This window comes from Rhodopirellula halodulae (assembly GCF_020966775.1).
Lineage (GTDB): Bacteria > Planctomycetota > Planctomycetia > Pirellulales > Pirellulaceae > Rhodopirellula > Rhodopirellula halodulae.
This window is the reverse complement of the sequence record NZ_JAJKFV010000029.1, coordinates 2,093,400-2,106,132: the sequence shown is the minus strand read 5'-3', so window position 1 is coordinate 2,106,132 and position 12,733 is coordinate 2,093,400. Positions and strand designations below refer to the sequence as shown.

The window sequence follows — 12,733 nt, the reverse complement described above, 5'->3', positions numbered from 1 at the left end:
AATGCTTCAGCGATGGGCAACCGACAACGCATGAACAACACGCGTCGCCGGTCTCCGACTCGACAATCAATCGAGTTTACGTGCGACTTCTTCGATCTTGTAAGCTTCCAAGACATCGTCTTGTTTGATGTCATTGAAGCCCTGCAATCGAATACCGCATTCCATGCCGCGAGGCACTTCTTTCACGTCTTCTTTGATGCGACGCAGCGTGTCCAGTTGGTAATCGCCAATGACGCGACCATCTCGACTGACGCGAATTCGACAATTGCGTTGAATGCTGCCTTGAGCAACGTAGCAACCCGCGATTGTTCCCACGCGACTGATCGTGAAGACTTGTTTGACCAAAGCACGTCCCAATTCGACGACGCGTTCTTCGGGTTTCAAACGTCCTTCGATCAACGCACGAATATCGTCGGTCAACTTATAAATCACGTCGTAACGTCGAATCTCGACAGAGCGTTCTTCCGCCAAGGCACGAGCCTTGTCATCGGGAATCACGTTGAAGCCCAAGATGACGGCATCGGAAGCACTGGCCAGGGTCGCATCGGCGAGGGTGATTCCACCAACGCTTCGCTGCAGCACGCGAATTTCGACTTCGGGATGGTCGAACTTGCTGAGCTCTTTGTCGATGGCTTCCAACGATCCGCGAGCATCCGCACGAATGATCAGGTTCAACTTCACGCGGTCTTCGGATTCGCCCAACTTGCCGTCTTCCAGCATTTCTTGGAACGAGTCGAAGCTGACCTTCGTGGTGATCCCCGACAAGCTTTGGCGGCTGGATTCCCCTTCCCGTGCACTGGCGATTTCGCGCGCTTGCGAAATGTCTTTCAGCACGTGGAAACGGTCGCCCGCACCAGGAGGCGTGTCCAAACCCATCAGGCTGACAGGCGTGCTCGGCCCGGCTTCGGTGATCGACTCGCCGGTCAACGTGTCTTGCATCGCACGGACGCGACCGTGAGCAGGACCGCAAACCAAGATGTCACCGACGCGAAGGGTGCCGTTTTGAACAACCAACTTCGCGACCACACCGCGGTCGCCCTGTTGTTCGGCTTCCAAGCAAACCCCGAGAGCCGAACGATTCGGGTTCGCACTGTATTCGTTCAGTTCCGCAATGGTCAGCAACGTTTCGAGCAATTCGTCCATGCCGGTGCCTTGCGTGGCACTGGTACGAACGATTTCGACGTCACCGCCCCATTCACTTGGCGTGAGCTGATGCTCGGTCAATTGAGTCATCACGCGGTTCGGGTCGACGCCTTCCAGGTCGATCTTGTTCATCGCCACGACGATCGGCACTTCAGCCGCTTTTGCGTGACTGATGGCTTCCTCGGTTTGAGGCATGATCCCGTCGTCAGCGGCGACCACCAAAACGGCGATGTCGGTGACGTTGGCACCGCGAGCGCGCATTTCGGTGAATGCTTCGTGACCGGGCGTGTCGACGAAGGTGACGGCGCGACCGTCTTTTTCGATTTTGTAAGCACGGATGTGCTGGGTGATCCCGCCGGCTTCGCCTTTGACGACGTTGATGCCGATCAAGTAGTCCAAGAGGCTTGTCTTGCCGTGGTCAACGTGACCTAAGAACGTCACCACGGGCGGACGAGCGACCAAGCTATCGGGTTCATCTTCAGCTTCTTCGATCTCGGTGATTAACTCTTGCTCGAGCGATTCCGCTGCTTTCAGCTCGATGTCCAGATCGTGCTCGGCGGCCAACAACTCAGCGGTTTCAAAATCGATTTCCGCATTGATGTTCAGCATCATGCCCATGCCCATCAGCGTTCGCATCACGTCAGCAACGCTGATCCCAGCGGCTTCGCAGAAACTACGAACGGTACATGGCAATTCCAACTGCACCTTGTCTTTCCGAGGTGCCGCCGTGTTGACGCCTTTGCGACGGATTCGCGGGCGAGACCGTCGGAAACCTTGCTGACGATCGTTCCGATCCATCCCAATGTTTCGACGACCACCACCGCCACGCTGCCGCTCGGCACGTGCGCTGGCCATCCCCGCCAAGCCCTTCTTCTTTGGCTTGTCGTCTTCTTCATCGACTCGGCGACCACGACCGGCCAGACTGCCAGTCCCCTCCGCGCCCTTTTTGCCGCGTAGCTTTTTCTCTGCCTCGTCCTGCTCCAAACGAGCCAACGGAGCTTTCATCCCCTGCTTGTGACCTTCGATCACATCACGGGTCAGCTTGATATCGGGTTTTTGAGCCGCCGGTCCGGAACCACCGGTCGGCGCGGCTGGCTTGCTTGGCGCGTTGGGCAGTTGAGCCAGGTTGACTTTGATTCGCGGCTCACGCTTCTTGCCTTTGCCCGCGTCGCCACCTTTGCCAGCGTCATCGCCGCGATTTCGCGAACGATCCAAAGACCGCATTTTTCCGCCAGAACCGCCCATCGCGGAATCACTTCGGACAGGAGCGATCGGTGTCCCGGGCGTATTGGGCACGACGCGTCCGGAGGAATTGTTCCCCATCCGATTCGCGATGCGACTGGCCAAACCGCCGCCTTTGTTTCCGCCGTCGTTGCCGGACGCGGTGTCGTCGCTGGCGGCAGGTTCCCGCTTGGCTTGCAATGGAGCCTTGGGTGCCTTGCGTTCCCCAGCATCCGATTTCGCCGCGGGTGATGACTTGGCGGGTGAATCCGATGTGCCCGAACCGTCGTCCACCTTGGCACCCATGCCAATGCCTCGACCACTGGATCCGGGCGTGACGCCACTCAGACCACCTGGTTTGGGCAATCGAACTTCGGGCTTGGGCGAGTTATCAGCCGGCGGTGCTTCCGGGGCCTTCGCCTCGGGAGCCGGAGCCAATTTCGGCGTGCGGACGATGGGCCCAGGTTTTCCTGTTGGTCGCCCGCCATCGCGGACAGGAGCAACGGGAGCGGGTTTTTCGCTGGCTTCGGTTGGTTTGGAAGAACGGCCAACGTTGATTGCAGCGGGCTTTCGACCGGCCGCTCCGCCCAGATCTCGGACGGGGGCGACGGGAGCCGCGGGTTTTTCCATGGTTGGCTGAGCCGCTTTTGGCTTGGACTCGGATTTCGCAGCGGAACCGGCGAGATGACCTCGCACTTGCTGGGCCTCTTCATCGGAGAGACTGGCCAGCGCGGAACCTTTGCCGGTGATGCCGGCTTTTTTTACCGCATCAACGAGTTCTTTGCTGTCGAGATTCAGTTCTTTGGCGAGCGCGTAAATGCGTACTGGCACTGGGTCGGGATCCTGTCAAATTCGATAGGTGAAGTCCGCTGGCAATTCCTTGCGGCTGCGGCTTCGTGGTTTCGTTCATCAAAATCGCATAAAAAGACCTCCATCGTTGCTACCGCCAGCGGGTGGATCACCACCGAACTCGCTGAAAACAACGGGGAATTTCATAGCGTTCAAATTGTCCCAAGGACGAGTGGCAAAGACCAACTTTGCCTCAGTCCCACGTAGGATAGCGTACAAGGTCGCTTTTTGAAAACGGCTGCACTCAACCATCCTGCTTGTTCACATCGGCCTCGGACGACTCAGCCGTCTCCGCGACCACCTCCGTTTCGGTGGGCTCGGACTCAGCCACCTCGGCGGTTGTTTCTTCTGACTCCGCTTCGGGAGCTTCGTCGGCCACTGGTTGCTCCTCAGCGGCGGCTTCTTCCGATTCAGCAGCAGCTTCTGTGCCCGTCGCCTCGGCAACGGCTTCTTCCAACGGTGCCTTTTCGCCACCGGCGTTGCCTTCAGCCGGTTCTTTCGCGGGAGCCGCTTGATCCGATTTTTCTTGATCACGTCGGACACGACGCTCTTCGGCAGCCGCTTGTTCAGCCTCTTCCGCCTTCGCTTCGGCGGTCTCCACGATCCGGTCAACTTCTTCTTCGCTCAACCCGCTCATTTCCATGAACAGATCGGGCTCGATCACCGACAGGTCGTCATACGACAGGTATCCCTGCTCGACCAAAGACTGAGCGATCTCTTCTGTGATGCCTGGAATCTGACTGAATCCACCAACGGCACGTTCGATTTGCTCTTCAAGTTCCGCGTTGGTCATGATCTCGATGTCCCAACCGCAAAGCTTGCTGGCCAGTCGCACGTTTTGCCCGCGACGACCGATTGCCAGCGACAGTTGATCTTCTTGGACCAACACAATCGCGCGACCGATCATGTCACACAACAACACCTGATCCACTTCAGCAGGCTGCAACGCGTTGGGAATCAAGACTTCTGGATCGTTGTCGTAGCGAACCACGTCGATGTGTTCACCGGCTAATTCCTCACGAACCGCTTTGATGCGGCTGCCGCGGTAGCCAACACAGACGCTGATCGGGTCGACTTGTTGGTCGTCGCTGCTGACGGCGACCTTGCTGCGATAGCCGGGTTCACGCGAAATGGATTTGATCGCGATGACGCCGTCATTCAGTTCGGGAATCTCTTGCTCAAACAAACGCTGAACGAATTGAGGTCGGGTACGTGAAAGTACGACTCGCACGCGGTTACCGCCCGATGGACGCACTTCGAACACGATGGCTCGCACGCGTTCGTTGGCGTGCAGACTTTCACCGGGAATCTGTTCACTGCGAGGCAAGATGGCTTCGACATTGCCCAGGTTCACCGTTGCCACGCCGCCATCGGCGCGACCAATCATTCCACTGACGATCTCACCGATTTGATCGCGGTACTCCAGCATCAACGCATCACGTTCTGCTTCGCGAACTTTTTGGATGATGACCTGCTTTGCGGTCTGGGCACCAATCCGTCCAATTTGGTCATCGCCCAAGGGCTCGCCCGCCAATGTGGCCGCAATCGCTCCGTTGTCACGGCTGATCGAAACAATCACATCGGACTCTTCGCCGTATTGCTTTTTGGCAGCGCTTTGCAAAGCGGACTCGATCGCCTGGAACAACAGCTCGGGGTCGATGTTTTTGTCGCGGTGCAGCGAATCGACGTAACGCAAAATGTCTTGCGGATTCATGGCGATGAGACGATTGGAGATGAAAAGATAAAAAAACAGCCCGGACCGAATCGGCCCGGGCGAACGATTTCCCTGGTGATGCACCGAGCGTATCGCTCGATCTTTCCATTGTCAATCCGAACTGCTCTCAATCGGCGGTCGTGGAAGCCGGCGCCGGTTCGTCCGCGGCGGTTTCTTCCGATTGTTCGGAAGGCTCGGTTGAATCCTCCTCCGCAGCGGTCTCCGCCACGGGTTCCGCTGGCGGATTCTCCGCGGCTTCCTCTTCGGCGGGCTCAACCTCAGACGCTTCATCCTTCCCCGGATCACCATCGGATTCGCTCGGCGACTCTTCGGTCGCCGCGTCAGCCTTGGGCTGCTCCGGAGACTCCAACTCCACCGCTTCCGACAATTTGCCCGCCGGTCGCAGCTCGAACTGCTTGCCGTCAATTTCCAACAAGACCACTCGGGCGGAGACGGACTTCACCACGCCCTTCTTGGATCCGATTTCGAACGAATCACCCACTTGCAATTTCAACGTCTCGCCGCGAGTGCGAACGTTCATCCAAGCGGTCCAATCATCACGACCTTGAACCAATGCGGTCAGATAAGTCTGAGTCGCATCGTCAAACTTCGGTGGCAATGGATCCGGAGCAGCCGGCGGCGGTGGGTCTTGCAATCGCACAGCCAACGTCTTTTCAATCTGACGTTTTGGGTAACCGGAATCAGAGACGCGAACGGTGACCTTCAACGGTTCAGCAGAACTGGTTGATTCGGCGGCGGCCTCGTCGCCGTCTTGCTCGGGATCCGCCGGCGCGTTGAACGTGAACGTGCCGGAGGCCGGATCGAAAGTTGCCCACTCGGGAAGCTCGCCTTCCATTTCGAATGTGAGGCCGGTGCCTTCGGGATCATTGGCTTTGATTTTGACTTCGGTCTTCTCGCCTTTGACAGCCACCAGTGTTTCATCGCCCGAGTAAACAGGCGGTTGGTTTGGCGGCTCAAAGAAATTGCGATTCAGAATCGATGATTCGACTTCGTCCAATGACTTGGCAATCCGCCAAGAATCTTCCTCCGGAGTGGCAACGTCGTCGCCGACATTGGCAAGCGAGATCACGTCGATGGTCATGACCAAGTTCAAATCACCGGCTCGCGAGGGGCCGAAACTGAGTTCACGCACACGATGCAAATAGTCCCGAGCGTAGAAGTCATGCAGCAAACCGACCAAACCCTTCAGAGTCGTTTTGCCAGAAACGCGAAAACCGTAGCGATGATAGAGATCGCCAACCGGTGCATCACTGACCGGGTCCACGCCAGCATCCATCAACCCCGCTTCGCGAACGGTGCCTAGCAACCACGATTGATAAGTGCTTTTGGCTTTTTCTGGATTGCCCGGCAACGAACGCACCATGTACTCGCCCATCTGCCGGTCGGCGTACGCGCCCGCCAGCATTTTTTCGTTCAGTTGATCGGCTTCGTTCTGCAGACCCGCCAGTCGATTGTCGCGAAACTTGACCGCGCTTCGATACTTGCTGAACCCCCATTGGAAAGCGACGACAATGAACAAGCCGCCCACGGCCATCGCTAGAAAACGTTCGCGTTGACTCATGCCGACACCTCCGATTGAACGTCGGTGGATCCACCGGACGATTGCTTGTTAGCCTGCTCTTCTTGGCCGGGCACTGCTGACTGCTTTCCTGACTCCGCTGCGGACGAAGCGGGCTCGGCCGAAGTTCCCTCGGCGGCTTCGTCGGTTCCTTCCGAAGTGTCCGTCGCGTTCGCTTCCTCCGACGCTTTGGCAATGCGTTCGTAACGATCGGCCCGAACGCTGCTGGATTCCACCGAAATCGTTTCGCGAATTTGCCAGCGGTAGGCGTCTTCCGTTTCGATCTGGCTGGCACCATCACCAACCACGCGATGCGTTTCGTCACGAAGCGACGTTTCCATCTCATCGATGACATCTGGCGAAGTCACCAAACCGGCGACCACCATGCGTCCTCCGCCTTGGCGAATGTCCGCGTTGGCAGAGATCTGCTGCAGGATCAATTCTTCCGAAGGTGGCAAGGCGCCCGCCAAGCGTTCGATTTCTTCCAACCAGTTCACATCGGCATCCAGGAACTGATCGATGCGTTCCGTGCGAGTGACACTGACGTCGGCAACCTTCACTTGTTCGCGAAGGGAAGCATTGGCCTTTTCCAACGCTTCGATATCCGCATCACGAGATGCCAACTGACTCCAGAACAACCAACCGACGCCAATCACCAATGCGGCGGGCACGCCGATCATCGCAGCCAGCTTTCCGCGGTTGGTCGTGGGCGGAATGTATTCGCGTGGGTTTTCAAAATCAATCAACCGATCGCTATGCGACGCATCGGCCACCAGCAAACCGACCAGCGGCGCCAGCCGACCGACCGTGTCGCCAACCGAAGGCTCCACCGACGAATCGCAATCGACGATTTGCAACGGATTGATCAAGCGTTTTTCAGACGGTTTATCTTGCCCTTGATCCAAACGATCCGCGACTTGATCCAATTCTTCTTTATGTCGATGTTCGGTTCCCCAAATTGCAATGTCACAAGGGGAACCGGATGCACCGCAAGCAATCATGCTTCGCCGCAACTCACCGGCGAGCGCATTGACTCGTGCCGGTGATTGCGAAGGCAAGCGAACGGAACGAACAAACGCGACATCGCGTCCGCGGAACAAGACGATTTCCGCCTCGTCACCGACCAAGTCAATCAATGCCAACGTCGAACGAGTCGAGTTGGCGACTGAGTCGTGCAACATGATTTGATACAGCGCGGCAGCCGCGATCGGACGCAGAGCGATGCGGCCGACGGTCATCCCCGAGGTCTCGACCACCTTTCGAATTGGATCGAGACGATTGGCTCCGGTTGCCGACACGATGGCACGAACGCCTTTTTCGTCACGCGATGTGGGCAAGTAGTCGACCGTCGCGCTGTCGCCGGCCGACGCAAACGATCGCACCGCTTGAAACCGCACCATGTCCGGCAGCTCTTCGTCAGGAACCGGCGGAAACTCCATCTGCCGCAGCTCCGCCGAATCGCGTCCGACTGCGACCAAGCACTCAGACTTTTCCAGCTTGCGCTCGGCAATCCAAGACTTCAGAGTGGCTGCGACACCTGCGGTTTGAATCGGCAGAAGCGCAGCGTCCACGATTCGGGTTTGTTTGCCGGAGACCTCTCCGACCACAATCCGAATCTGCTGTTCATCCCAATCGACGGCTACTTTTTTAGTCATGGTGCAATAGTCTACTTAGTTGTTGTTGGGAGCCACGATGTTTCCGCCCAAGACGGACAGATCGAAGCCTCGACCGAGATGCGTCAGATCGCGGTAGTGAACCACCCTTGGATTGGGCGTCGTCGCGTCAATGATCGCTTCCCCACGCGCGGACAAACCGGTGCCGGTGTGGTAACCGATGACCTGAGCACGGAAGACGTCGCCACGAGCCGTGACCAACGGAAGCAACGCACGCATTTGGTCCACAGTGACTAAACCCTCCGTCAGGGGCCAAGTTTCGTGATTGCGATCCGTGGTGCCACCGACCGCGGCTTGAGCCCGAGCGTCCAGGATCGCGGTCATCGTGTCCACGTCGACCAGGGGGATCCCCATCAGAAGTTCAGCGGGACACTCGTTCAGATTGATCCGCCCCGGCAGAACATCGGAATCTTGAGTGGTCAGTTGATCCATTAAGAACGGCAGAAACTCCGCCAGGATGGCTGGATCGCCAATCAGAGGAGAGGTGTAGGTGATCGTTTCGTCGTTCTGCTGCAGACTCACCTTCGCATCGATCAAATCCAACAACTGGTTGAATTCCACCTCCGCTCCCGCCGTCAAATCAAACTGATCCAACGCGTCGACGGACCAAGGTAGCACCGTGCCTTCTTCTTCGCGTGAGGCGTTGGCGGCGTCATCGGCTTCGATGCCCTGGGCCGCCAATCCTTGTGCCGACGCGGTCGCCACCATCGTTTCCGTTAGCGAAGATTGACCGGCCATCCGATAAGCAACGATGAATGACGCCAACACGTCGTCACCCAAAGCCGCCAAGAGCTCGTCGTAAAGAACTTCGAGGTCGTCTTGGTTGATGTTGACGCGAAAGTCCCCGTCCATGGTTTTGTTGGCCTCAGCACCATGCACCGTCAGATAACTGGCCCAGCCCAACACCCCTGGCGTGTCAATGCTGGCCGAAAACCGTTGTTGCTCGTCGGCATCCAAAACACCGTTGCGATTGGTGTCCGCACCGAACAACAACTGCGGCGTGACACCACGCACGAGCAGCAATTCTTCCACCGATTGCAGTGGCCCATTGGCGGCAGCGTAAGGAGTCGCCAAAGCGGTGTAATATTCGTCCTCCGCGCCGTTCTCTCGTGGCTCGGTGTCTTCATCAAGCCAATCCAAAATCGCATTCGCGATGGACTCATCCATCCCGGGCAAGGTCATCAACAACGTCACCGCGATGTTTTCGGTCGAAACACTTTCTTCACTCTCGCCAGTCACGTCGCCCAAGATCCCACCGGCATCCACGCTGCCTCCCGAGAGCCCACTCAGCATGTTGATCGCATCGGAGTTCTCTTCCAACACGATCAACGCATTGACGTTCAACCGTGCGGACTCGTTTTGCAATCCATATCGAATGCCCCCCAAGGTTCCCATGTCGGTCAGCCCGGGTGCGATGACGGTAAAGTTGCTGGTCGGGTTGCCTTGAGTTCCATCGGTGACGGGCACCCCCTGAAACAAGTTGGGGTTGTTAAACACACCACCTGAGTCTTCTCGAATGGCAGGCGTTTGAGCCAACGTCAATCGTACCGACTCAATGCCCGAGTCCACCGTGGCGCGAGCCTGCGTCATGTCCCCTGCAAGATAAGCCGTTTCGTCAGCCGCAATCATCAGATCGGTGAACGAATAGACCGCCATGGTTGCCACCGCGATGACGATCAACACCAACACCAAAAAGAAGCCTTTCTGGCGGGGCGATGCGTCACGAGGAGAACCCTCCGTTGATCTCTTTTCATTCTGCCACGACATCGGGAGCCTCCGCGGTGCTGGCTGCTTCCTGTTCTTCCAACAGTGCTTCCCCATCCTCTGGGAACGACATTGGCAGGTAGATCACATGGGTGAACACGCGGCCTTCGCTGGCGGCCAAACTGTTGGTGACCGGATTGGGTGTCGCCTGATCAGCATTCGATGGCGACGCGAGCTGCAATCGCACGCGAATTGCGAGTGGCAAGTATCCGGTTTCATCGGTGCTGTATTGCGGCAGCCAATCGATTCCGTCGTAGTATTCGAACTGGATCGCGACAACTTCTGGTGCAATCACTTCGCCCGTTTGCTCCAACCGGGAAGACCCGCCGGTGGAAAGGGCTTGAACACCAATGGCTCGATCCAATTGGCGACGGACCAGACCTCCCCCTGCGGTTGCGGAATTCGCCGCGACAGCCGCCGCGTTTTCATCGCTCGCCGCCAGCGTGTACAGTTTATCCGGCACGCCGTACGAACCGGCCATCTGCACGAAGTAGCTGATCGTCTTGATGTCGCTGGGCCGGTCGAGCAATTCCACTCCCGTGTTGATCGCCAACTCAGGATCGATCGAACCCTGTTCCAAACTGGGCAAACGACTGACATCGATTTGCAGTTGTGTTTCGTTTCCGATCAGCCCGGGTGACTGCAACACGATCCCCGTCATCAACGCCGAATCCGTTTCGTCCAACATGGGATCGTCGTCCAGCGTGTCAGGATCCGCGGGTGGAAGCGAGTCATCCGACTCCGAGTCTTCCCCGCCGCCGCCCAATCCAAGACTGTCCAGAGGTGCCGACGCCGACGCCAAGACATCCGCCAGCCCATCCGTTTCGACAGGACGAGTCACCAACGTCATTCGCAAATCGTCTTCGATCAATTGCAACAACGCCGATGCCAATTCGGCTTCGCGGAACTCCTGTTCGGCGTTGTCCATTTCACGAGCGTAGAAGTTGATGGCGGAACTGATCAGCCCCATCAAGACAACACTCATGGCCAGCGTCAGCAACATTTCCAACAGCGTGAAGCCCAGCCGAGACGTGAGTCGACGCCCCGATGCGACTCGAGGGCGATTGGATCGATCATTCAATGGCTGCTGAATCAGCATTGGCTGCCTCCTCTCGCAACGCGGCCTCTTCTTCGGCCAACTCCTTCAACCCTAAAAGCGGATCGATCATCCAACGAGTCAACGCATAGGTGGCCAACGGAGGACCACCGTCCGGATCGAGCGCTTCCACGCCCACGCGAATTGCCAACATTCCGTCCATGGGTGCTGGAACCACGTCGACTTGCACTTGAAATTGAGTCGTCGCGGCGGAGTCCATCGACTCAACCGGCATCGCGGGTGCCCCAGCGGGTGAAATCCCGGTCGACGCGGAAACGAGGATCTCCGACATCTTGCTGGACGCGATCAACCGAGCTTGGCTGAGATCCCTGGCTTCTCGTGCGGCGTCGGTTCCCGTGCCGGCGATCTGTGCCAGGATCGCGAGCGACATCCCGAGTATCGCAAGCGAGAGCATCATCTCCAGCAGCGAAAACCCAGACGCTTGCCGCATACTGCAAGTAAAACATGTTGGCGGCGTGACCTTTTTGGCGAAGTCAATCACGGAGTCACCTCCACGCTGGCGTCGCCGGTCAATCCCCGCAACATCACCGATGCGGAACCGGCCTCAACGTGCGCCAAGGTGATTCGCGCGTTACTGGTTTGGCCCGTGGGATAGAAATAGATCGCCGGAAAATCGGCTGACGCGGACAAGGTGACTTCGCCGTCCGTGTTGGGAACGGTTGCCGTCGTCGCTTGATTCGCATTGATCAACAACGTGGCCGCTTCCGGAACGCTTTGTCCTCCAACGGCCGAGGTCGCGACGCTGGTGATGGTCACACCTTCTGGCATTTCGATGACGCGTGAGTCAGCCTCGACCGGGGTTGCCGTGGTTGCATCCAAAGTCTGCGATGCTCCGGACATCAACGAGGACTGAGAGCCCGTTTGGTCAAAGGCCTGTGTCGCATCGGCGGAAGAACTCAACGGAGACACGATCCACGCCACCGATTGGCTCGCTCCATTTGCGTCGACGAAGGAGGCTTCCGCCGGGCGGAGAACCATCACTCGCCCATCACGCATCGCCCGGACGCGAAGTCGGGTCATCTCGGCCACCAGTTGATCGGTTCCGCGGACCAACCGACGGTCAGACAGCAACGCACCCGCCGATGGAATGATCACGGCCGCCATTGCGGCGAAGACCGCCATGGCGAGAAGCAATTCCAACAGGGTGAAGGCGGTACGAGCAGCGAATTCAACGCGAAACGACCGTGTCATGGCGATCAGCCTGACACAATGATGTCATCATCCGTGTTGACCTGACCATCGACCCCGCCGCTGCGGATTTCAAACGTGTTTCCGTTCACGCTGTAGGTCAATGCGTTGCCCCATGCATCGGTGGGGATTTCCGTGATGATGGGAGCGACCCATTTGGCTTTCTTTGCCGAGTCGCTCGGTCCGTCGCGAAGTTGCTCCAACGTTTCCGGCAACGAGTTCATTCGGATCTGATACATCTGGATGTTGCTCTTCAGCGAATTCAACTGCGTCGTGGTTGCGTTGACGTTCGCTTCGGCTTGTGCCCCGGTGATGTTGACCAGCACGATCCCGCCGATCACGACCAAGATCGAGAGCACCAACAACAGTTCCAACAGCGTGAAACCAGCACGCGAGCCAGCCGTTGCACGTCGAGAAGCTCGGCACACGAGCGATGCACGTTGGCGAGAGGGACGAACCGCACAACAAGGGTTTGTGAGCGTCAT

9 protein-coding genes are annotated in these 12,733 nt (G+C 57.8%); all 9 read right to left on the bottom strand.

Annotation, left to right across the window (positions count from 1 at the left end; all coding sequences use genetic code 11):
- Nucleotides 1-66 precede the first annotated feature (66 nt).
- Entirely contained in the window at nt 67-3,195 is a 3,129-nt protein-coding gene (infB, locus tag LOC70_RS24535) for a translation initiation factor IF-2 (protein WP_230255842.1), read from the bottom strand.
- A gap of 262 nt (nt 3,196-3,457) precedes the next feature.
- Nucleotides 3,458-4,927: a transcription termination factor NusA gene (nusA, locus tag LOC70_RS20535; protein WP_230255841.1), complete on the bottom strand. Its 1,470-nt coding sequence runs from the start codon at nt 4,925-4,927 to the stop codon at nt 3,458-3,460.
- 127 nt (nt 4,928-5,054) lie between these two features.
- Nucleotides 5,055-6,509, bottom strand: a complete 1,455-nt coding sequence (locus LOC70_RS20530) for a hypothetical protein (protein ID WP_230255840.1) — start codon at nt 6,507-6,509, stop codon at nt 5,055-5,057.
- Complete coding sequence (locus LOC70_RS20525; protein ID WP_230255839.1) at nt 6,506-8,161, bottom strand: hypothetical protein; 1,656 nt, start codon at nt 8,159-8,161, stop codon at nt 6,506-6,508. The genes LOC70_RS20530 and LOC70_RS20525 overlap by 4 nt, the downstream gene beginning before the upstream one ends.
- Before the next feature lie 15 nt (nt 8,162-8,176).
- A complete protein-coding gene (locus LOC70_RS20520; RefSeq protein ID WP_230255838.1) occupies nt 8,177-9,946 on the bottom strand; it encodes a type II secretion system minor pseudopilin in 1,770 nt (589 codons plus the stop codon).
- Nucleotides 9,930-10,946: a prepilin-type cleavage/methylation domain-containing protein gene (locus LOC70_RS20515; RefSeq protein ID WP_315857321.1), complete on the bottom strand. Its 1,017-nt coding sequence runs from the start codon at nt 10,944-10,946 to the stop codon at nt 9,930-9,932. Before LOC70_RS20515 ends, LOC70_RS20520 begins: the two co-directional genes overlap by 17 nt.
- Nucleotides 10,947-11,016: 70 nt before the next feature.
- A complete protein-coding gene (locus LOC70_RS20510; protein ID WP_255716512.1) occupies nt 11,017-11,490 on the bottom strand; it encodes a type II secretion system protein in 474 nt (157 codons plus the stop codon).
- A 47-nt stretch (nt 11,491-11,537) separates the two neighbouring features.
- The gene (locus LOC70_RS20505; protein WP_230255835.1) at nt 11,538-12,251 is read right to left on the bottom strand and encodes a prepilin-type N-terminal cleavage/methylation domain-containing protein; all 714 of its coding nucleotides are present in this window, start codon (nt 12,249-12,251) and stop codon (nt 11,538-11,540) included.
- Nucleotides 12,252-12,256: 5 nt separating this feature from the next.
- The gene (locus tag LOC70_RS20500; RefSeq protein ID WP_230255834.1) at nt 12,257-12,733 is read right to left on the bottom strand and encodes a type II secretion system protein GspG; all 477 of its coding nucleotides are present in this window, start codon (nt 12,731-12,733) and stop codon (nt 12,257-12,259) included.